The organism is Pectobacterium fontis (genome assembly GCF_000803215.1).
GTDB classification, from domain to species: Bacteria; Pseudomonadota; Gammaproteobacteria; order Enterobacterales; family Enterobacteriaceae; genus Pectobacterium; species Pectobacterium fontis.
Map to the genome: position 1 here is coordinate 43,207 of NZ_JSXC01000001.1, position 20,723 is coordinate 63,929.

Annotated in this window: 20 protein-coding genes; 8 read left to right on the forward strand and 12 right to left on the reverse strand. The window is 50.8% G+C overall.

Going from position 1 to position 20,723, the window contains the following annotated elements:
• Positions 1 to 58 precede the first annotated feature (58 nt).
• Together mepM and znuA are read right to left on the reverse strand one after the other, a co-directional pair.
• Positions 59 to 1,384 carry a murein DD-endopeptidase MepM gene (gene mepM / locus OI69_RS00195; RefSeq protein ID WP_039344393.1) on the reverse strand — a complete coding sequence of 442 codons (1,326 nt, stop codon included), beginning with the start codon at positions 1,382 to 1,384 and terminating at the stop codon, positions 59 to 61.
• A 12-nt stretch (positions 1,385 to 1,396) separates the two neighbouring features.
• Complete coding sequence (znuA, locus tag OI69_RS00200; protein WP_039344396.1) at positions 1,397 to 2,398, reverse strand: zinc ABC transporter substrate-binding protein ZnuA; 1,002 nt, start codon at positions 2,396 to 2,398, stop codon at positions 1,397 to 1,399.
• Between the two features lie 76 nt (positions 2,399 to 2,474).
• Here znuA and znuC point away from each other — a divergent pair, with 76 nt between their 5' ends.
• Complete coding sequence (gene znuC / locus OI69_RS00205; RefSeq protein WP_039344632.1) at positions 2,475 to 3,233, forward strand: zinc ABC transporter ATP-binding protein ZnuC; 759 nt, start codon at positions 2,475 to 2,477, stop codon at positions 3,231 to 3,233.
• Complete coding sequence (znuB, locus tag OI69_RS00210; protein WP_039344399.1) at positions 3,230 to 4,015, forward strand: zinc ABC transporter permease subunit ZnuB; 786 nt, start codon at positions 3,230 to 3,232, stop codon at positions 4,013 to 4,015. The genes znuC and znuB overlap by 4 nt, the downstream gene beginning before the upstream one ends.
• 51 nt (positions 4,016 to 4,066) lie before the next feature.
• On the opposite strand, the gene ruvB is transcribed toward znuB, so the two are convergent.
• The 6 genes from ruvB to aspS form a co-directional block, all read right to left on the reverse strand.
• Positions 4,067 to 5,071, reverse strand: a complete 1,005-nt coding sequence (ruvB, locus tag OI69_RS00215; protein WP_039344402.1) for a Holliday junction branch migration DNA helicase RuvB — start codon at positions 5,069 to 5,071, stop codon at positions 4,067 to 4,069.
• 7 nt (positions 5,072 to 5,078) lie between these two features.
• Positions 5,079 to 5,696, reverse strand: coding sequence for a Holliday junction branch migration protein RuvA (ruvA, locus tag OI69_RS00220; protein ID WP_039344406.1), 618 nt, complete (start codon positions 5,694 to 5,696; stop codon positions 5,079 to 5,081).
• A gap of 91 nt (positions 5,697 to 5,787) precedes the next feature.
• Positions 5,788 to 6,309, reverse strand: coding sequence for a crossover junction endodeoxyribonuclease RuvC (gene ruvC / locus OI69_RS00225; RefSeq protein WP_039344409.1), 522 nt, complete (start codon positions 6,307 to 6,309; stop codon positions 5,788 to 5,790).
• 80 nt (positions 6,310 to 6,389) lie between these two features.
• Positions 6,390 to 7,133, reverse strand: a complete 744-nt coding sequence (locus OI69_RS00230) for a YebC/PmpR family DNA-binding transcriptional regulator (protein ID WP_015840062.1) — start codon at positions 7,131 to 7,133, stop codon at positions 6,390 to 6,392.
• 23 nt (positions 7,134 to 7,156) lie between these two features.
• The gene (gene nudB / locus OI69_RS00235; protein WP_039344414.1) at positions 7,157 to 7,600 is read right to left on the reverse strand and encodes a dihydroneopterin triphosphate diphosphatase; all 444 of its coding nucleotides are present in this window, start codon (positions 7,598 to 7,600) and stop codon (positions 7,157 to 7,159) included.
• 1 nt (position 7,601) lies between these two features.
• Positions 7,602 to 9,398 (reverse strand): aspartate--tRNA ligase, encoded by a 1,797-nt coding sequence (gene aspS / locus OI69_RS00240; protein ID WP_039344417.1) that lies wholly within the window; start codon positions 9,396 to 9,398, stop codon positions 7,602 to 7,604.
• Positions 9,399 to 9,802: 404 nt separating this feature from the next.
• On the opposite strand from aspS, the gene OI69_RS00245 reads away from it, so the two are divergent.
• The 4 genes from OI69_RS00245 (at position 9,803) to cmoB (ending at position 13,031) form a co-directional block, all read left to right on the forward strand.
• Entirely contained in the window at positions 9,803 to 10,615 is an 813-nt protein-coding gene (locus OI69_RS00245) for a DUF72 domain-containing protein (RefSeq protein WP_080752582.1), read from the forward strand.
• A 155-nt stretch (positions 10,616 to 10,770) separates the two neighbouring features.
• Entirely contained in the window at positions 10,771 to 11,166 is a 396-nt protein-coding gene (locus OI69_RS00250; RefSeq protein WP_039344423.1) for an MAPEG family protein, read from the forward strand.
• A 141-nt stretch (positions 11,167 to 11,307) separates the two neighbouring features.
• Positions 11,308 to 12,051: a carboxy-S-adenosyl-L-methionine synthase CmoA gene (gene cmoA / locus OI69_RS00255; protein WP_039344426.1), complete on the forward strand. Its 744-nt coding sequence runs from the start codon at positions 11,308 to 11,310 to the stop codon at positions 12,049 to 12,051.
• The gene (gene cmoB / locus OI69_RS00260; protein WP_039344429.1) at positions 12,048 to 13,031 is read left to right on the forward strand and encodes a tRNA 5-methoxyuridine(34)/uridine 5-oxyacetic acid(34) synthase CmoB; all 984 of its coding nucleotides are present in this window, start codon (positions 12,048 to 12,050) and stop codon (positions 13,029 to 13,031) included. Before cmoA ends, cmoB begins: the two co-directional genes overlap by 4 nt.
• 86 nt (positions 13,032 to 13,117) lie before the next feature.
• Here the strand turns inward: cmoB and OI69_RS00265 are convergent, their stop codons facing one another.
• The gene (locus OI69_RS00265) at positions 13,118 to 14,422 is read right to left on the reverse strand and encodes a cytosine permease (RefSeq protein ID WP_039344432.1); all 1,305 of its coding nucleotides are present in this window, start codon (positions 14,420 to 14,422) and stop codon (positions 13,118 to 13,120) included.
• A 377-nt stretch (positions 14,423 to 14,799) separates the two neighbouring features.
• On the opposite strand from OI69_RS00265, the gene OI69_RS18910 reads away from it, so the two are divergent.
• The gene (locus OI69_RS18910) at positions 14,800 to 14,934 is read left to right on the forward strand and encodes a helix-turn-helix domain-containing protein (protein WP_072034234.1); all 135 of its coding nucleotides are present in this window, start codon (positions 14,800 to 14,802) and stop codon (positions 14,932 to 14,934) included.
• A gap of 164 nt (positions 14,935 to 15,098) precedes the next feature.
• On the opposite strand, the gene cutC is transcribed toward OI69_RS18910, so the two are convergent.
• Positions 15,099 to 15,857 carry a copper homeostasis protein CutC gene (gene cutC / locus OI69_RS00270; RefSeq protein ID WP_039344435.1) on the reverse strand — a complete coding sequence of 253 codons (759 nt, stop codon included), beginning with the start codon at positions 15,855 to 15,857 and terminating at the stop codon, positions 15,099 to 15,101.
• A 276-nt stretch (positions 15,858 to 16,133) separates the two neighbouring features.
• Positions 16,134 to 16,682, reverse strand: coding sequence for a VOC family protein (locus tag OI69_RS00275; RefSeq protein WP_039344438.1), 549 nt, complete (start codon positions 16,680 to 16,682; stop codon positions 16,134 to 16,136).
• A 659-nt stretch (positions 16,683 to 17,341) separates the two neighbouring features.
• Between OI69_RS00275 and argS the strand changes: the two genes are divergently transcribed.
• Positions 17,342 to 19,072: an arginine--tRNA ligase gene (gene argS / locus OI69_RS00280; protein ID WP_039344440.1), complete on the forward strand. Its 1,731-nt coding sequence runs from the start codon at positions 17,342 to 17,344 to the stop codon at positions 19,070 to 19,072.
• Between the two features lie 90 nt (positions 19,073 to 19,162).
• Here the strand turns inward: argS and murJ are convergent, their stop codons facing one another.
• A complete protein-coding gene (murJ, locus tag OI69_RS00285; protein WP_039344442.1) occupies positions 19,163 to 20,698 on the reverse strand; it encodes a murein biosynthesis integral membrane protein MurJ in 1,536 nt (511 codons plus the stop codon).
• Positions 20,699 to 20,723 lie beyond the last annotated feature (25 nt).

The following is a 20,723-nucleotide window of genomic DNA, read 5'->3' on the forward strand; positions in this document are numbered from 1 at the left end:
TATTCTACAAATGAAAATGCCGGCAGCAAGCCACCGGCATAGCGCACAGCCGTAATAATTAATCAAACTTAAGCTGCGGCACCACTTCCTTCACCTGCGCCAGATAATCACGACGTTCTTTACCCGCCAGCCCTTCAGAGCGCGGCAGTTTAGCCGTTAGCGGGTTGACCGCCTGCTGGTTGATCCAGAATTCATAGTGCAGGTGTGGCCCCGTTGAGCGTCCGGTGTTACCAGATAACCCGATACGATCGCCACGTTTCACTTTTTGCCCTGGGTTAACCAAAATGCGATGCAGGTGCATGTAGCGCGTGGTGTACTGGCGACCATGACGAATCGCGACATAATTTCCCGCCGCACCGCTGCGCTTCGCAATCACCACTTCACCATCCCCGACGGCCAGAACTGGTGAGCCTACCGGCATAGAAAAATCGACACCTTTATGCGGTGCGACACGCCCCGTCACCGGATTCAAACGACGCGGATTGAAGTTGGAGGAAATACGGAATTGCTTCATGGTGGGGAAACGCATAAAGCCGCGCATCAAACCGGAACCTTCGCGGTCGTAGAACTTACCGTCTTCCGCGCGAATAGCGTAATAATCTTTGCCACCAGTATTCAGGCGAACCCCGACCAGTTCGCTCTGTTCACTTTTGCCATCGAGCATTTCACGCGACATCAGAACCGAGAACGTGTCGTCTTTGCGTAGCTTACGGAAATCTAACTGCCATTGCAGCGCCTTGATCACCTCACGCACTTCTGAGCTGGTTAAACCGGCGTTTTTCGCGCTGGTGACAAAGCTGCCATTGACTCTGCCATTCAGGACGCTGTTGCGCCACTCGCCTTTCAGCGTCTCAATACGCTCTTTGAAATCGGCACCAACACGCTCATAAATACGTGTTTCACGGCGGGACATCTGCCAGGTCAAACTTTGCAGTGCGCCATCTTCGCCCAAAACCCATGAAATTTGCTGACCGACTTTCAGGTTACGCAAATCTTTATTCTGTTCAGCGAGCTGGGTAACATCCGCGATTTCGATACCGTACTGCGTCAAAATGCTGCCTAAGGTATCGCCCGTAGAAACCACGTACTCATGTACGCCGCCTTCATCGGCAGCCTTATCATCATCCAGTTCATCTTGTGGAATATCGTCATCTGGCGAGGGTTGGTCTATCGGTTCACTAGCTTCAGGCGTTAACGTGCGCAGTTGATTGGTTTCCAGGTCGATATCTTTCACGATAACGGGTGCATCATCGACATGGGGGTAAACAAAAGGCCGCCAAACTGCAACGGCCAATGTCACAACAGTAAGCGACCCCAGCATGATGCGGTGGGGCCGTGGTAAGCTGTTATACGCCAGAGCGATAGTTCGGACTATCTGCTGCACTTATTCGTATCCTCATGATTTTTCCTCCAGACAGCTCACATACTGGTTCGATAGCTGCAACAAGAAATCGGCATAACTATCTCTACCCAGTGCAATATTGCTTCCCAATGGATCGAGCACACCCGAGCGCACGTCGGTTCCCTTGGCAACAGCATTAATAACGGCTGGCCTGAATTGTGGTTCAGCAAAAACGCATACGGCTTTATGCTCAACCAACTGTGTTCGTATTTGATGTAAACGCTGTGCACCGGGTTGGATTTCAGGGTTAAGAGTAAAGTAACCCAGGGGACTTAACCCGTAGTGTTTCTCAAAATAGCCATAGGCATCATGGAACACGAAATAGCCTTTTCCCTGCACAGGCGCTAGCATCTTAACAATTTTTTCATCTGCTTGCGCGATTTTATCCGTGAAATAAAGCAGATTCGCGTCTAGTTTGTCCTTATTCTGAGGCATAAGTTCCAATAATTTTGCATGAATGGCGATTGCCGCCTGTTTTGTCATCTCCGGCGACAGCCAAATATGCATATTGTACTCGCCATGGTGATGACCATCGTCGCCATCATCCTGATCACTATGACCGTGTTCGTGGCCTTTTTCATGGTCATCATGCGCGTGTTCATGGCCATTCTCATGATCGTGTCCGGCCTCTTTTTCCAGTTCGGATTGAATCACAGGGAGCGCGGAAAGTGTAATCTGCTTTGCCGATGAAATTTTCTCTAGCGGCTTGCCGAGAAAAGCTTCCATTTCCGGCCCAACCCAAATCACCAGTTCGGCAGACTGTAAACGCTGGACATCAGACGGGCGCAAGGCATAATCGTGGGGCGACGCCCCATCAGGTAACAAAACCTCAGTTGGCGTCACGCCATCGGCAATAGCCGATGCAATGAATCCCAAAGGACGGATTGAAGTAATGACCGCAGCGGATGCCGCGCTGATTGACATCCCGCTCGCGAGGAGCGCGCTGGCAACAAACACACTTTTTAACCATTTTTTTTGCTGAATAGATTGCTGCATGAAAGTCGATCCCATCGATTTTTATCGTGTTGTTTGTTATATTATAACGTTACATGGGTTATGCAAACCAAATTATATGTCCATATTGGTATCACTTAATACTATTTCCGTTACCTTTGGCAGCCGGAAAGTTCTGTCAGATATCTCTCTGACCTTGCAGGCGGGCCGAATTCTGACGCTGCTGGGGCCAAATGGCGCGGGGAAATCAACGCTAGTGCGTGTAGTTTTAGGGCTACTCTCCCCGACTTCCGGTTCTCTGGTTCGGGATCCTGCACTGCGTATCGGCTACGTTCCACAGAAATTGCATCTGGATACCACGCTGCCGTTGACCGTTAGCCGCTTTATGCAACTGCGCCCCGACGTGAAAAAGCAGGATATTTTACCCGCGCTTAAGCGCGTTCAGGCTGCACACCTGCTGGAACAGCCGATGCAGAAACTCTCCGGCGGCGAAACCCAACGTGTGCTGCTGGCTCGCGCACTGCTCAATCAGCCACAGCTTCTGGTACTGGATGAACCAACACAGGGTGTCGACGTGAATGGGCAACTGGCGCTGTACGATCTCATTAACCAACTGCGACAAGAATTCAACTGCGGTGTGCTGATGGTGTCGCACGATCTGCATCTGGTGATGGCAAAAACCGATGAAGTTCTGTGTCTTAATCAGCATGTTTGCTGCTCCGGCACGCCTGAAGTCGTTTCTCTTCACCCTGAGTTTTTAGCCATGTTCGGTCACCGCGGCGCGGAGCAATTGGCGATTTATCGCCATCATCATAATCATCGTCACGATCTGCAAGGGCGTATCATTTTGAAAAGACAAGGTGGAAACGACGCATGATTGAATTGTTGTTTCCCGGCTGGCTAGCGGGGATTTTGCTGGCGATTGCGGCAGGGCCGCTTGGTTCGTTCGTTGTCTGGCGGCGGATGTCTTACTTTGGCGATACGCTGGCTCACGCTTCTTTACTCGGTGTCGCTTTCGGTCTGTTGCTGAACATCAACCTGTTTGCAGCCGTCATTGCCGTGACGCTCATGCTGGCTCTGGGGCTTGTGTGGCTGGAGCGGCGTCCCTATCTGGCCGTCGATACGTTACTTGGCATCATGGCACACAGCGCGCTGTCGTTGGGGCTGGTTGTGGTGAGCCTGATGAACAATGTGCGCGTGGATTTGATGGCTTACCTGTTTGGCGATTTGCTCTCCGTCACGACCGAAGATCTGTGGATTATCGCCGCGGGCGTTATCGTTGTCATCGCCATTATGCGCTGGCAATGGCGCGCGCTGCTTTCCATGACGATTAGCCCGGAACTGGCGCACGTCGATGGCGTGAAATTGCAACGCACGAAACTGCTATTAATGCTGACCACCGCGCTAACCATTGGCATCGCCATGAAATTTGTTGGGGCGTTGATCATCACGTCATTGCTCATCATTCCCGCCGCCAGTGCCAGACGGTTTGCAAGGACGCCGGAACAAATGGCAGGCTACGCGATTATAGTCGGGATGATCGCGGTGACGGGAGGTTTAGCTTTTTCAGCGGGATATAATACACCTGCGGGGCCATCCGTGGTGCTATGTGCATCATTGGTTTTTATCCTGAGTCTGCTGAAAAAACAGCCCGTCTAACTCAGGCTCTACGTCAGTGGGAGGCCGAATGGCCTCCCCGCTTATCTCACTCTATTCTTCCCGCGTTAAACCAAAATGCCGATAGGCATGCTGCGTCGCCATGCGACCGCGCGGTGTACGCTGGATGAACCCTTGCTGGATCAGAAACGGTTCCAGCACGTCTTCAATGGTTTCGCGCTCTTCGCCAATCGCTGCCGCTAAATTATCCAACCCGACGGGGCCACCCATGAATTTATCGATGATCGCCAACAGCAGCTTACGGTCCATGTAGTCAAAGCCTTCGGTATCCACCGCCAGCATATCGAGCGCCTGCGTCGCTACTTCACCAGTAATCGCGCCCTCCGACTTCACTTCAGAGAAATCACGTACCCGTCGTAATAATCGGTTGGCAATACGTGGCGTACCACGCGATCGACGTGCGACTTCAAGCGCGCCATCTGACGTCAGATCCAGCCCTAAACACTGCGCACTGCGGCCAACGATATACTGCAAATCGGCGACATTATAAAATTCCAGGCGCTGCACAATGCCAAAACGATCGCGTAGCGGTGAGGTTAACGAGCCTGCGCGCGTCGTTGCACCAATCAGCGTGAAAGGGGGTAAATCGAGCTTGATCGAACGGGCGGCAGGCCCTTCGCCGATCATAATATCCAACTGATAATCTTCCATCGCCGGATACAGCACTTCTTCCACCACAGGCGACAGACGGTGGATTTCATCAATGAACAGCACATCATGTGGTTCAAGGTTCGTCAGCAGCGCAGCGAGATCGCCGGCTTTTTCCAACACTGGCCCCGATGTCGTGCGCATATTCACGCCCATTTCATTAGCGACAATGTTCGCCAGCGTCGTTTTTCCCAGACCGGGAGGACCAAAAATCAGCAAATGATCCAGCGCATCTCCACGTTTACGGGCAGCCTGAATAAAAATCTCCATCTGCTCACGTACCTGTGGCTGCCCCACGTACTCGCTCAGCAGCTTAGGCCTCATCGCACGATCAAGAAACTCTTCTTCGGGAACGGCGTCAGCAGAAATCAAACGATCGGCTTCTATCATGAGTACCTCACAGCGCCGCGCGCAGTGCATCCCTAATCAGGGTTTCACAATCAGCATCAGGACGCGCAATCTTGGAAATCATGCGGCTGGCTTCCTGCGGTTTATAGCCCAAGGCAATCAGTGCCGCAGCGGCTTCTGTCTCAGGATCACCCGCGCGCGGCTCTGTGGTAGCAGGAGATGCCAGCGGAATATCACTGACCGGATTAAACAGATCGCCGCTCAAGCCCTTGAAGCGATCTTTCATTTCAACGACCAGTCTTTCCGCCGTTTTCTTACCTACCCCAGGGAGTTTAACCAGCGCGCTGATTTCTTCGCGCTCCACGGCACTGACAAACTGCGTTGCCGACATCCCGGAAAGGATTGCCAGCGCCAGTTTCGGCCCCACGCCATTCACTTTGATCAGCTCACGGAACAGCGCCCTCTCCTGCTTATCATTAAAGCCGAACAGCAGTTGCGCATCTTCACGGACAACAAAGTGGGTAAAAATAATCGCTTCCTGATTGAGTTCAGGGAGTTCGTAAAAGCACGTCATCGGCATATGGACTTCATAACCCACGCCGTTAGCTTCTATCAGCACCTGCGGCGGCTGTTTTTCCAGAATAATGCCTCTGAGACGACCTATCACGTTGCGCTTCCTTTTACGTAGGGAATGAATGGCTTGAAGTATGACGAGTATATAACATAAAAAAGGCTGGATGAATATCCAGCCTCCTGTTTCAGCGCAATCGTCCTGCCAGCGGGTTTGCTTTCGTCACCGCCGTACGCAGTAGGTTTTGGCTAAAGTGGCAATGCGTAATGGCAATCGCCAGCGCATCGGCGGCGTCGGCCTGTGGGCTGGCCGACAGCTTCAGCAGTGAACGAACCATATGTTGCACCTGCTTTTTATCCGCTGCCCCCGTTCCTACCACGGTTTGCTTGACCAACCGCGCGGCATACTCAAACACTGGCAGATCCTGATTCACCCCAGCGACGATAGCCACACCGCGCGCCTGCCCCAGCTTCAAGGCTGAATCGGGGTTTTTCGCCATGAAAATCTGCTCAATCGCCATACAATCCGGGCGAAATTGCGTAATGATTTCACTGACGCCTGCGTAAATCAGCTTAAGCCGCGTAGGCATATCATCCACCACGGTGCGGATGCAACCGCTACCGAGATACGTCAGATGACGCCCCTGCTGGCGGATAATGCCATAGCCCGTCACACGCGAACCGGGGTCAATGCCGACTATGATTGTCATGATGCTACGATTATCATCGTGCCGCTCCGCCGATTCGCCCGCCTGAATAGCGATTTCTGTTGTGCATTACCGACCTGCCATTACAGCAGTTCAGCCACCTCATCGGAGATCTCACCGTTGTGGTAAACCTCCTGCACATCGTCGCAGTCTTCCAGCATGTCGATCAAACGCATCAGTTTCGGTGCCGTTTCTGCATCCATGTCGGCTTTGGTGGACGGAATCATCGAAACTTCAGCAGACTCCGCTTTCAGGCCAGCCGCATCCAACGCATCCTTCACGTTACCGAATGTTTCCCACGGCGTGAAGACGTCAATCGCACCATCGTCATACGTCACGACGTCATCGGCGCCCGCTTCCAGCGCCGCGTCCATCACCGCATCTTCATCCAGACCTGGCGCGTAAGAAATAACGCCTTTTTTGGTGAAGAGATAGGAAACGGAACCATCCGTCCCCAGATTACCGCCAGTTTTCGTAAAGGCGTGGCGCACTTCAGACACGGTACGGTTACGGTTATCACTCAGGCATTCCACCATGACAGCCGTGCCACCTGGGCCATAGCCTTCATAAATGATGGTTTCCATGTTGGCATCTTCATCACCGCCGACACCACGGGCAATCGCACGGTTCAGGGTATCGCGCGTCATGTTGTTGGACAGAGCTTTATCGATCGCGGCGCGCAGACGGGGGTTAGACCCAGGATCGCCACCGCCCAGACGGGCTGCGGTAACCAGTTCGCGGATAATCTTGGTAAAAATTTTACCGCGTTTGGCATCCTGTGCTGCTTTACGATGCTTTGTGTTCGCCCACTTACTATGACCTGCCATAAAAATCTCCGAAAAAAGCCTGTTCAGGCCGGATAAATAACAAATTCCTCAATCGCCTGCCGGTTGCTCCAGGATTTGGTCAGTTGTGCCGCCTGCGGCACATCCAACCACTGGTAGGCAAGATGCTCGGATAATTGCACCTCGCGCTCAGCAGGTAACGCCAGACAAAACCAGTGTTCGGTATTGTGCGTCACCCCCGGCGCATAGCGACGTCTCAAATGCGCAAATAGCTCAAACTCAATACAGCGCTGACAGTCAAAGAGTGATAACGCTTCCGCGGATATATCAATGTTAACTTCTTCTTTGACTTCACGCTGTGCGGCATATGGCGCCGTTTCCCCTTCTTCTATGCTGCCGGTTACCGACTGCCAGAATTCAGGATCGTCACGCCGCTGCAACATCAGCACCCGCCCGGTATCACGGGCATAGATCACCACCAGAACCGAAACGGGTCGCTTGTATACCATCTTATTCGTTCTCGGATTTTCCATCCTGAGCCGCTTTCCCTTTCACAACCACCGCAATAGCCAGTTCTTCCAGCGAAGCCGGGTTGGCAAGGCTTGGCGCTTCTGTCATCAGACAGGCTGCCGCTGTCGTTTTCGGGAAGGCGATAACGTCACGAATGTTATCGGTGCCCGTCAGCAACATCACCAGGCGGTCAAGACCAAACGCCAGACCCGCATGCGGTGGCGTACCGTATTTCAGCGCGTCCAGCAGGAAGCCAAACTTCTCACGCTGTTCTTGTTCGGTAATGCCCAGAATGCCGAACACGGTTTGCTGCATCTCACCCTTGTGAATACGCACGGATCCGCCGCCCACTTCATATCCGTTAATCACCATGTCATAGGCGTTGGCAATCGCTGAAACTGGATTGGCAGCCAGTTCAGAAGACAGCATGTCGCGCGGTGCGGTAAACGGATGGTGCATCGCCGCCAGACCACCTTCGCCATCTTCCTCAAACATCGGGAAATCGACGACCCACAGCGGTTCCCAGCTATCGTCTTTCGTCAGGCTCAGATCGCGCCCCAGCTTGAGACGCAGCGCACCCAGCGCATCGGTCACCACTTTCGCACTGTCGGCACCAAAGAACAGGATGTCGCCATCTTGCGCCGCCGTGCGATCCAACAATGCAGCCAGTTTGTCTTCATTCAGGAATTTCGCTACCGGGCTTTGTACGCCTTCCAGCCCCTTGGCACGCTCGTTGACCTTGATATAAGCCAGACCTTTTGCACCATAGATTTCAATAAACTTGCCGTATTCATCAATTTGCTTACGGCTCAGTTGTGCGCCGCCCGGTACGCGGATCGCGGCAACGCGGCCTTTAGCATCGTTTGCCGGGCCAGAGAATACTTTGAAGTCGATATCTTTAACCAGATCGGCAACGTCAACCAGTTCCAGCGGGTTACGCAGATCCGGTTTGTCGGAACCGAAACGGCGCATCGCTTCCGCGAACGTCATGATCGGGAAATCGCCCAGATCGACGCCTTTGACGTCCAGCCACAGTTCACGCACCAGTTTCTCCATCACTTCACGCACCTGTGGTGCAGTCATGAAAGAGGTTTCCACGTCGATCTGGGTAAATTCAGGCTGTCTGTCAGCACGTAAATCTTCGTCACGGAAACATTTAACGATCTGATAATAGCGATCAAAACCGGACATCATCAGCAACTGTTTGAACAACTGTGGGGACTGCGGCAGCGCATAAAATTTGCCTTTATGTACGCGGCTCGGCACCAGATAGTCACGCGCGCCTTCCGGCGTTGCTTTGGTCAGCATCGGCGTTTCGATATCCAGGAAACCGTGGTCATCCATAAAGCGGCGCACAAAGCTGGTGATACGCGCACGCGTTTTCAGGCGCTGCGCCATTTCAGGACGACGCAAATCCAGATAGCGGTACTTCAGACGCGCTTCTTCAGTGTTGGTTTGGTTGGAATCCAGCGGCAGCGCTTCAGAACGGTTAATAATCGTCAATGCGCTGGCAAAAATCTCAACTTCACCCGTCGCCATATCTTTGTTGACTTGGCTTTCTGGACGGGCGCGAACCACGCCGGTAAGTTGGATGCAGAACTCGTTACGCAGTTCGGACGCCAGGTTAAATGCATCTTGACGGTCCGGGTCAAAAAATACCTGAACCAGCCCTTCGCGGTCACGCATATCAATAAAAATCAAACCACCCAGATCGCGGCGGCGGTTAACCCAACCGCACAATGTCACTTCCTGGCCCACATGGGACGAATTCAACTGCCCGCAATAATTAGTACGCATCACGATGTCCTTTTACGCATCCGCCAGCTCACACGTTTTCACGGCTCACAGCACAAAAACAGTGGTATTTTCGCTGCGCGGTATGGTTTTTCTGGGTTACTGTCCGGTGAAAAAAGGCGGCTATTATAAAGGATAATAGTCAGAACGATAAGTATGAAGGTAACGCTCTGCGACGCAGTCGCCTACTCTTTTTACGAAATTTCCTTCTCGGTTAACGAAATGTTCACCAATCAGCGTCACGTTGTTGCAAAACAGATCGCCGTAGTTAAACTGGCTCTCACTCTGCCTCAATAGAAGAGATGGTGTGTGTCGTACCATCGCGTTATTACAAATTCGCGTAGCCTGGATAACGACGCGATAATCGACACCACCTTATTGCGGTTCAATAAAATGACGGTGCCATGATGTACATCGGATTACCACAATGGCAACACTCGGCATGGAGTCGACTGGGACTCAACGATCTTGCCGACTACAGCCGCTACTTTACCTGCGTTGAAGGCAACACCACCTTTTATGCACTGCCCTCACCCGAGGTGGTCAGGCGCTGGCGTGATATGACGCACGATGACTTTCGTTTTTGCTTCAAGTTTCCCTCAACGATCAGTCACAACGCCGCCTTACAGAACTGTGATAGCGATGTATGCCTTTTTTATCAATGTCTTGCCCCCATTGAGCATCGTATCGGGCAGCTATGGTTACAGCTTCCTGCCGTCTTCAGCCCAACGCAATTACCCGTATTGTGGCGTTTTCTTGACGCTTTACCGCAGGAGTTTAGCTATGGCGTGGAAGTCCGTCATCCCCTGTTTTTTGCCAAAGGTGATGAGGAGCGTGCGCTGAATCAGGGACTACAGCAGCGTGGCATCAACCGCGTGATCCTCGACAGCCGTCCGGTTCATCACGCGGCGCCAGACAGCGCGGCCATGCGTGAAGCGCAGCGTAAAAAACCTCGTGTGCCAGTACACGCCGTGTTGACTGCGACACAGCCGTTGATTCGCTTTATCGGTAGCGAAACTGAGGAGGAAAATTTGCGCTGGTTCGAGTCATGGCGTAATAAATTACCCCTGTGGCGTGAGGCAACCCCTTTCTTCTTTATTCATACACCGGATATCGGTGATGCCCCGCCGCTGGCACAACTGCTTTGGCCATTACTCGCCGAGATCGATCCGACATTTCCCCCTAAGCCAAACTGGCCGCAACAGGCAACGCTCTTTTAACGTACAGAATTGGACGATGCATTAGTTCATTTAGTTATAAATAACTGTATAACGTAATCCATTTCCGCTAAAAAAGTCTGCCTTTACAGGCGACAGTGGCGTGAGGTAAAGCTATTATTCTGCAAGCCGTTTTCGGTTAGGTCACGGAGTAAAAAATGGTCAGTGCGCTCTATATCGTGCTCGGCGCAATCTTGTTGATAAAGCTGTCGATTGATGTTGTGAAACTCAGAATGCAGTATCGCGTCGCGTATGGTGACGGTGGATTTTATGAATTGCAAACGGCGATCCGGGTACATGGCAATGCGGTGGAGTATATTCCGATTGCGGCGATTCTGCTGGTGCTGATGGAAATGAACGGCGCGCTTATCATCATGATCCATTTTTGCGGTATTTTATTGATTACCGGACGTTTAGTTCATTACTATGGTCTCCGGCACCGCGAATTCGGCTGGCGACGCTCGGGCATGGCGGCAACCTACGCCGCGATCATCCTAATGATCGCCGCAAATCTCTATTATCTCCCCTGGGATCTGGTTTTCACGCTGTATTGATATAACACGCATCCCCTTTCTCTCGGACGCATGCGCATTCTGCGTCCAGAAAGTAAATACGATCGCCTCACACGAGGTGAAGGTCATGCCGTATTCTGCTAGAATACGCGCCTCTTTATTACTCTCAGTACACTTTCCGCCATGCCAAACCGCGATATGCTTTTTTCTGTCCCCATTGCCAATTTGGGTGATTGGACATTCGACGAACGCGTTGCCGACGTATTTCCCGATATGATTCAACGTTCCGTGCCCGGCTATTCCAATATTATTTCAATGATTGGCATGCTGGCAGAACGGTTCGTTCGCTCAGATAGCGTCGTCTACGATCTGGGATGCTCACTGGGCGCCGCTACGCTGTCTATGCGACGTAATATCCGTGTACCGGGTTGCAAAATTATCGCGGTAGACAACTCTCCGGCAATGGTGAAACGTTGCCGCAGTCACATTGATGCGTTCCGTTCCGAAACCCCCGTCGAGATTATAGAAGCCGATATTCTGAATATTGATATCGAAAATGCCTCCATGGTCGTGCTGAATTTCACACTTCAATTTCTGGAACCCTCCCAGCGTCAGGTGCTCATCGAGCGCATTTATCAGGGATTAAACCCCGGCGGCGTGCTTGTGCTCTCTGAAAAATTCAATTTTGCAGACAAAGACGTCGGTGAATTACTATTCAACATGCACCTCGATTTCAAGCGGGCAAACGGCTACAGCGAGTTAGAAATTAGTCAAAAGCGTAGCATGCTGGAAAACGTCATGCTGACCGATTCGGTAGAAACCCATAAAGCCCGACTAGCAAACGCCGGTTTTGAGCACAGCGAGATCTGGTTTCAGTGTTTTAATTTTGGTTCATTATTAGCCGTAAAAGCAGGGGAAAAGGCGTGATTGATTTCGGTAATTTTTATCAGCAAATCGCAAAAGGTCCTCTCAGCCATTGGCTTAACACCCTGCCTTCACAGCTTAGCAGTTGGCAGCAAGAATCCTTGCACGGTAAATTCAAACTCTGGTTTAACTCACTGGAACACCTTCCATCATTGACGCCCACGTCTCTGGATTTAGCCGATAGCGTTACCGCACGCATGGAGCCTGATATTTCTGTCGGCCAGCGTGAAGGCATTGAAAAATTACTGCGTAATCTGATGCCCTGGCGTAAAGGCCCTTTTTCACTTTATGGCGTGAATATTGATACAGAATGGCGCTCTGACTGGAAATGGCAGCGCGTGCTGCCACATATCAGCCCACTGAAAAACCGTCTGATTCTGGATGTCGGCTGTGGCAGCGGCTATCACCTGTGGCGGATGGTCGGTGAAGGAGCCACGATGGCGATAGGTATCGACCCTATGCAGCTATTCTTGTGCCAGTTTGAAGCCGTGCGTAAGCTGCTTGGCGACGATCAACGAGCACACGTTCTGCCACTCGGCATTGAACAACTCCCTGAACTTGCCGCATTTGATACCGTGTTTTCCATGGGAGTGCTGTATCACCGTCGTTCCCCGCTCGATCACCTGTGGCAATTGAAAAATCAGTTGGTCGCAGGGGGCGAACTGGTGCTGGAAACGCTGGTTATTGGCGGTGATGAAAATCAGGTGCTGGTGCCGGGAGAACGCTACGCGCAAATGCGCAATGTGTATTTCATCCCTTCTGCGGCAGCTTTAACGACATGGCTTGAGAAATGCGGGTTCATCGATGTTCGCGTCGTCGATATCTGCACGACAACAACACAGGAACAGCGTCGGACTGACTGGATGATCACGGAATCGCTGGCTGAATTCCTCGATCCTGACGATCCGACGAAAACAGTAGAAGGTTATCCCGCCCCGGTACGCGCAGTACTCGTCGCACGTAAGCCAGAGATACGCCAATAGCCTATGGCTTATCAGATAGGAGGTAAGATCCCCTCACCTCCTATCACACCACGCTACCTACCGCTGCACATTTCTGTTCTGCACCTCTATAGGTTATTTGACTTTGCTAACGCAGTAAGCTCGCAGCGACGTATCACGATTTTTATCATCCAATAACATAGGCTCGCGCCCAGTAATGCGTTGAATGCCGGAATCCCAATGTCGCTATATAAACCAACGCCACCTCCTATCAGGCTGGCGATAAGCGCAGGCCATCCAATATTTTCAGCTTTTTCGGGTAATTCTCCACGCAGACGGCTGTCATCCAGCAACGCACGGCTGCTTCGTAGGACGTAGTAATCAATCAGCATGACCCCAATCACGGGCGGGAAAAACACACCAAGCAGCGTCAGAAAGTCCACAAAACAATCCAAGATCCCCATAACTGACAGCGTGGTGCCAACGGCGCCAATCAGTAGCGTGATTGATTTGTAACCCATCTTGCGCCCCCACATGCCTTCTATTGCATTAGAGACACCTAACGTCGACGAATACAGATTGATATCATTAATACGCAACGTCGAGACAACGACCGCAATCAACCCAATGCCACCCGCCGCTTGCGACATAATACTAACGATATCGGCTGTATTAAGAGCGCGAGCGATCAGGATAGCCAATCCGTTGATCAAAAATTCACCAACAATGATTGTCGACATAATGATCCAGAAGACATGGCGACCGCTGCGAACATAGCGCGTCAAATCTGGCGTCATCAGTGTAGCCACAATACAACCACCCACCACCATGGTGGCACCGGCGCTCACTGAAATCGTCTCCGCGCCGCCCACACCTTGTAATAACTCGCTGAAATTATGCCCAGTGAGGGTCATAACTGAAATGTAGCCCACGACCAGAATAAACAACGGGACAGCAATACTGGCCGTATATCGCAGCGCTTTAAAACCAAACGTCACCAACAGCGTTAAGCACCCCCCCGATAACGCAGCAGACCAGCCGAATCCTAATCGATCGCCCAAGGCAAAATTCAACGATTGCGCAAACACCGCATTTTGCACCCCAAACCACCCGATAAGACTCACCGCGATGATTAACCCGATCAATACCGAACCCAAACGCCCAAACCCACACCATCGAGCCAGCAAGCTCCCTGAAATCCCTTCCCGCATCCCGGCATAGCCAATGCCGAGAGTCACAACACCGAAAATAGCACTACCGATGACGATAGATAAAAAGGCATCATCCAGCGACATCGAATGTCCAAGTACCGCTCCGAGCATGAACTGATCCAATGCCGTCAGCATACCAAGATAGACCAGAGCAACATGCAGTACGGGCATTTTCGCCGTCACAGGCACGCGACTCACCGAGTAATCGTTATTACTTTCCATTTCTCTCTGTCGTCCGTTTATAAAGAGATCGAGCCTTGAACGAGGAAAGCTGGCGGAATATAGCCATGCAATCCCTTCTGGTAGCAATATTCTTCACATTGCCTGAAATTATGTATCCCTAATCCAAATCTTTTATCCCCCAAGGCTCTCGAAGGTGATCCAACATCGTTATTATTTCGCCTAAATTATTCATACCTTATCCTTAGTTAAAAACGACGGTACACTTTATAATAAATTGATTGTCGTTACATAGAGTTGTAACGACTCTTTTTCTATTCCTTCAAACTGGATATGATTATTTTTCGCAGAAAATAAAACATACGTTGTTATTTAATAACTAATTAGCAAGATAATAAATTAAAGGGAGAAATCACGCTATGGAAAGCGCAAAAGACTGGCATCGGGCTGATATTATTGCAAAAACGAAGAAAAAGGGAACATCGATAGCCGAAGTATCGCGTAAGGTAGGATTACGTTCTTCTACACTGGCTAACTTTTATTTTATTATTTGACGTCCAAGCAACGACCTTAAAATTAAAACCGATTGATGTATACAAAAAAAGCCCCAGCAACACGCTGGGGCCTGGTACTTGCCATGCATACCTACTGATATGCGGCGCGGCAAAATTGAAGAATGACGACATCGTGTTTATCGAAATACCGTAACATACTGATATTATGACACATACTGCATTACGCGATCCGTGCTGACCGCCCGTTTCATGGCGGCAACCACATCACCATCTACACAATACTGGCTAAATTCGTCGACTTCCGTATCAGAGCACATCGACACACCAATTTTACGATAACGCATCGGGGATGGCGTCCACTGACCCGCAGAACTGTGCAGTTCCTGGATCCCAGCCTGCTGAAATTTGTGCACGTTAGTCAGTCGCACACCTGAACCCGCCATAATAATTGGACCACGGCTAACCTGTGTTAGTTCACGTAATAACCATAACCCATTTTCTGCTGTTTGCTGCTGCCCAGAAGTTAATATACGTGAGACCCCCAAATCGGTGAGTTGTTCCAGTGCAACATATGGATTCAGGCACATATCGAACGCACGATGGAAAGTCACCGCCATACCCTGAGCCGCCGCCATAATTTCACGCATTCTAGGCAAATCAATATGTCCTTCCTCATTAAGCACGCCGACAACGATACCAGGGAACCCCATCTCACGAATCTGTTCAATATCATATTTGATGGCTGCATATTCCGTTGCGCTATAGCAAAAGTCGCCCCCTCGCGGGCGCACAATCGGGTGAACAGGAATCACGATCTTTTCACGCGCACCCCGTAGTGTGCCGTAGGATGGTGTTAATCCGCCTTCTCGCTGTCCTGCACAGAGTTCAATTCTGTCAGCCCCAGACTGCGCTGCCGTTATCGCACAATCAACGCTATAGCAGCACACTTCCAATTTCGTCATCACACCTCCTCCATGTAAATTCCAAGAGTACTTTTCTTAATTATCGAAGGATCGACGACTCATCACGCCGATTAACGTAATAACTATGGCATTCGCATTCATATTGTGAGGAGACGGGAGTCACAATGAACACGATACATCGCCGAAATAAACATGACATAAACCACAGTTTTATTAATCTCTTCCGTATAAAAGGACATTGGCATAAATAACACGTTATCTTTTAAGCCCACACTACCCCTGACGATTATTCTACGTGCGGGCTATCCGCGGTTTTCATTGCGATGGTATTTCGCTCGCTATCACATCTCGTATATCAACTGAGTGAAACTTTATTGTCACTTTCCCGTTGGTTACTGCCAGCGTTGGATTAGGAATTCGCTCTCTTTCGCCTTGCGGAGAACTGAATTTAAGCTTGATGCCTGGCGTGCGCAGCGCCTCATCAGATAAGCAGGCCAGTGCACGCTGATGCAACGTTTCCACATCGCCAGGCAGCACCAGTTCCACATGCTCCCAGCCTTCATGCGGATAAAACTTTTTCCCTGGCCACGGCAGCTCGATACACGCAACCTGCCAGGGGCCGAATGCGAGGGCATGATCCAATATAAACAAGCAGATTGGACGACCATTGATGTGGTTTTCAGACAACAGACTACCGACGTTCAGTAACGCCGTTTTCCATGATTCCGCTGTCGTATTCTGATGGCAACGCAGTGAAATATGGTCAGCATGAAATGCGCTCAAATCCAGTTGAAGTACATTAGCTAATTCCTGTATCTCTTGCTCAAAACGTGCTAAATCCGTTATCAAATCATGAGGTAACATATCGGGTAACACTCCTCGCCGCTGGTTGCATTATCAATAACCCTATCAGCGATGAGAATATCACATCCTTTACACATTCTAATTAAATTCTACTTTTTCCTCCGGTACATTTATTTACACCTTCGTTATGTCAAGCGCATTAAATGCAAAGAAAACGTAACTATATTGTTTAGTGAATAAACGTAAAAATTCTTATCCCACGTTAATTTACAATACGTCTCGTAATTTATTCTGGGATGAATCTTAAATAAGGTCGTCCCTATTGTACGCCTAATAGGAAAAGTATAGATTTAGGAAGTAAATAATAACGTTGAGATATCATTATGGTCTTACTCATTATCTCCATCGCGCTTCTTGCTATTGCCGCGTATGCTATTTTTCGTCATTTTAAAACTAGGAACTCACATAAAATTGGGGTAAATAATCGATCCAAAAAACGTTAAGACCGCGATTTGTATTTATTTTCATGCCGCATAAAGCATGCGTTTTCTTTTTTTCATGTGTGCCTCACCTTGTTTTTCATATCACTTCCCCCTTTGTTTCCCTCACCGCCGGTGAGTGTTTTTTCACCTGAACATTCCTTTGCCTTTCCCCGTCTGCTGACGAGGAAAGGCAAATATGGTATAAGCAAGGCTTAATTTTTTATTTAAGGTAAACCGGTGAATATTCAGGCTCTTCTCTCCGAAAAAGTTAGCCAGGCGTTAACCGCCGCGGGCGCGCCAGCAGACAGCGAAGCTCAGATTCGTCAGTCGGCAAAAGCACAGTTTGGTGATTATCAGGCCAATGGCGTCATGGCTGTGGCAAAGAAGCTGGGCATGCCACCACGACAATTGGCCGAAAAAGTCGTCCAGCTTTTGGCTCTGGAGGGCATTGCGGAAAAAACAGAAATCGCCGGCCCGGGATTTATTAATATTTTCCTCGATAAACAGTGGGTTGCGAGCCAGGTTGAGAATGCGCTGAATGCGCCGAAACTGGGTTTATCCCCCGTTGAACCACAAACGATCGTGATTGATTACTCCGCTCCTAACGTTGCTAAGGAAATGCACGTCGGCCACCTGCGTTCAACCATCATTGGTGATGCCGCAGCCCGCACGCTGGAGTTTTTAGGCCACAACGTCATCCGTGCTAATCACGTTGGCGACTGGGGCACGCAATTCGGTATGCTGATTGCCTACCTTGAAAAAATGCAAAACGAAAGCGCGAATGAGATGGACTTGTCCGATCTGGAAGCGTTTTATCGTGAAGCCAAGAAGCACTATGACGACGATGCCGAGTTCGCTGAACGCGCGCGCGGTTACGTGGTGAAATTGCAGGGCGGCGATGAATATTGCCGTCAGATGTGGCGCAAGCTCGTCGACATCACCATGACGCAGAACCAGATCAACTATGAACGCCTCAATGTCACGCTGACCAAACAGGATGTGATGGGCGAAAGCCTGTATAACAGCATGCTCCCAGGCATCGTTGCCGACCTGAAAGCAAAAGGTCTGGCCGTTGAGAGCGAAGGCGCAACGGTCGTTTTCCTTGATGAATATAAAAACAAGGAAGGCGAACCGATGGGCGTCATCATCCAGAAAAAGGATGGCGGTTACCTCTACACCACCACAGATATCGCCTGTGCCAAATACCGTTATGAAACCCTGAATGCCGATCGTGTGCTTTACTACATCGACTCTCGTCAACACCAGCATTTGATGCAGGCCTGGACCATCGTGCGTAAAGCGGGTTACGTGCCTGATTCTGTCAGCCTCGAACACCATATGTTCGGCATGATGCTGGGCAAAGACGGTAAGCCTTTCAAAACGCGCGCAGGCGGAACAATCAAGCTGTCGGATCTGTTGGATGAAGCCTACGATCGCGCCCTGAAGCTCATCGCAGAGAAAAACCCACAGATGGAAAGCGATGAGTTAACCGCGCTGGCGAAAGTAGTTTCTATCGGTGCGATCAAGTATGCCGACCTGTCGAAAAGCCGCACTACGGACTACGTTTTCGATTGGGACAACATGCTGGCGTTTGAAGGCAATACCGCGCCGTATATGCAATACGCTTATACGCGTGTCGCGTCCATTTTCAAACGTGCGGGAATACAGGAAGACAGCCTAACACAGCCGATTACACTGCTCGACGAGCGCGAATATGCCCTTGCCACGCGCCTGCTGCAATTTGAAGAAACCATCACCACCGTCGCCCGTGAAGGCACACCGCATGTGATGTGTAGCTATCTGTACGATTTGGCTGGCCTGTTCTCCGGTTTCTACGAGCACTGCCCGATTCTCAATGCCGACAGTGACGACGTGCGTCAGAGCCGTCTGAAACTGGCGCGACTCACAGCGAAAACGTTGAAGCAAGGTCTGGATACGCTGGGCATCGACACCGTCGAAAAGATGTAGTTATCTATCGACTGAAAATCTATTCATTGAAAAAAACGCCATTGGTGCTACCACCAATGGCGTTTTTTATTCCACCATGACTGAGCGCTGTTACACGCTACGACGAGCGAAATCCCGAGGGCGAAATCCCAACAGCGCCAGCGTAGCGAAGTAGGAACCCGCTCCCGCGACCACCACCAGCAGCAAACGCAGGATCCGCATCGTCATATTGCCGTCATCCCACGCGGGCATACACCAGAGCATACCGAGTAACACCAGCGACATCACGATAACCGCAGCCAGCAGACGCACCAGAAAACGCATCCACCCCGGCTGTGGCTGGAAAATATCCTGTTTACGCAATTGCCAATACAGCAGCCCCGCATTCAGACAGGAGGCCAGGCCGATGGACAACGCCAGCCCCGCATGTTGCAGTGGGCCGATAAAGATCAGGTTCATGATTTGCGTCATAATCAGCGTAACCATCGCTATTTTTACTGGCGTCTTGATATCCTGCCGGGAATAGAAACCGGGTACTAACACTTTGACGACAATTAATCCCATCAGACCTACCGAGTAGGCAATCAGCGCCCGTTGCGTCATTAACGCATCAACGGCGCTAAATTTGCCGTACTGGAACAGCGACACCGTTAAGGGCTTAGCCAAAATACCGAGAGCGACCGCACTCGGCAGCGCCAACAGAAAACACAGGCGTAGTCCCCAATCCATCAGACGGGAATACTCCTCATGGTTGCCACTGGCAAAACTCTTCGCCAGCGACGGAAGTAAAATCGTTCCCAATGCCACGCCCAGAACCCCGGAAGGAAATTCCATCAGACGATCCGCGTAGTACATCCATGACACCGCCCCTTCGCTGAGAAAGGAGGCGAAAATAGTGTTGATGATCAGCGAAATCTGGCTAACCGACACGCCTAACACCGCCGGCCCCATCAGCTTCATCACCCGCCAGACGCTCGGATCACGCCATTTAAGGCGCGGTAATACCAACATGCCAATCTTTTTCAGATGCGGCAATTGGTAGCCAAGTTGCAGTAAACCGCCAACCAATACGGCCCAGGCTAGCGCCATTACGGGTGGGTTAAAATACGGTGCGGCAAACAGCGAGAAGCCAATCATGCTGACGTTAAGCAGCGTCGGTGCAAATGCTGGCACCGAGAAACGATTCCAGGTGTTCAATACCGAACCGACCATTGAGGTCAATGAGATCAGTAGGATATAGGGAAAGGTGATCCTTAATAGATCCGAGGTCAGTTCAAAGCGATCCGGCGTCGCGGCAAAACCAGGAGCCGTTACCATAATGACCCAAGGTGCGGCCACCATACCCGCCACGGTGACCAACGCCAGAATCAGCGTCAGCATCCCAGAGACATAGGCGAGAAACGTCCTCGTGGCTTCATCGCCCTGCTGGCTTTTATATTCAGCGAGGATGGGGACAAAAGCCTGTGAGAATGCGCCTTCCGCAAAAATTCGTCGCAGCAGATTGGGCAGTTTGAACGCCACAAAGAAGGCGTCCGTCGCCATACCAGCACCAAAAATACGGGCGACGATCGCATCGCGCACAAACCCTAAAACGCGCGATATCATGGTCATGGAACTGACAGCAGCCAGTGATTTAAGTAAGTTCATTCGATTATATTCTGAACGGTTCAGG

Bases quoted from the DNA above. Each gene is read 5' to 3' on its own strand.
- znuA (WP_039344396.1), bottom strand. From the start codon at position 2,398: ATGCAGCAATCTATTCAGCAAAAAAAATGGTTAAAAAGTGTGTTTGTT.
- znuC (WP_039344632.1), top strand. From the start codon at position 2,475: ATGTCCATATTGGTATCACTTAATACTATTTCCGTTACCTTTGGCAGC.
- znuB (WP_039344399.1), top strand. From the start codon at position 3,230: ATGATTGAATTGTTGTTTCCCGGCTGGCTAGCGGGGATTTTGCTGGCG.
- ruvB (WP_039344402.1), bottom strand. From the start codon at position 5,071: ATGATAGAAGCCGATCGTTTGATTTCTGCTGACGCCGTTCCCGAAGAA.
- ruvC (WP_039344409.1), bottom strand. From the start codon at position 6,309: ATGACAATCATAGTCGGCATTGACCCCGGTTCGCGTGTGACGGGCTAT.
- OI69_RS00230 (WP_015840062.1), bottom strand. From the start codon at position 7,133: ATGGCAGGTCATAGTAAGTGGGCGAACACAAAGCATCGTAAAGCAGCA.
- nudB (WP_039344414.1), bottom strand. From the start codon at position 7,600: ATGGTATACAAGCGACCCGTTTCGGTTCTGGTGGTGATCTATGCCCGT.
- aspS (WP_039344417.1), bottom strand. From the start codon at position 9,398: ATGCGTACTAATTATTGCGGGCAGTTGAATTCGTCCCATGTGGGCCAG.
- OI69_RS00245 (WP_080752582.1), top strand. From the start codon at position 9,803: ATGTACATCGGATTACCACAATGGCAACACTCGGCATGGAGTCGACTG.
- OI69_RS00250 (WP_039344423.1), top strand. From the start codon at position 10,771: ATGGTCAGTGCGCTCTATATCGTGCTCGGCGCAATCTTGTTGATAAAG.
- cmoA (WP_039344426.1), top strand. From the start codon at position 11,308: ATGCCAAACCGCGATATGCTTTTTTCTGTCCCCATTGCCAATTTGGGT.
- OI69_RS00265 (WP_039344432.1), bottom strand. From the start codon at position 14,422: ATGGAAAGTAATAACGATTACTCGGTGAGTCGCGTGCCTGTGACGGCG.
- OI69_RS18910 (WP_072034234.1), top strand. From the start codon at position 14,800: ATGGAAAGCGCAAAAGACTGGCATCGGGCTGATATTATTGCAAAAACG.
- cutC (WP_039344435.1), bottom strand. From the start codon at position 15,857: ATGACGAAATTGGAAGTGTGCTGCTATAGCGTTGATTGTGCGATAACG.
- OI69_RS00275 (WP_039344438.1), bottom strand. From the start codon at position 16,682: ATGTTACCTCATGATTTGATAACGGATTTAGCACGTTTTGAGCAAGAG.
- murJ (WP_039344442.1), bottom strand. From the start codon at position 20,698: ATGAACTTACTTAAATCACTGGCTGCTGTCAGTTCCATGACCATGATA.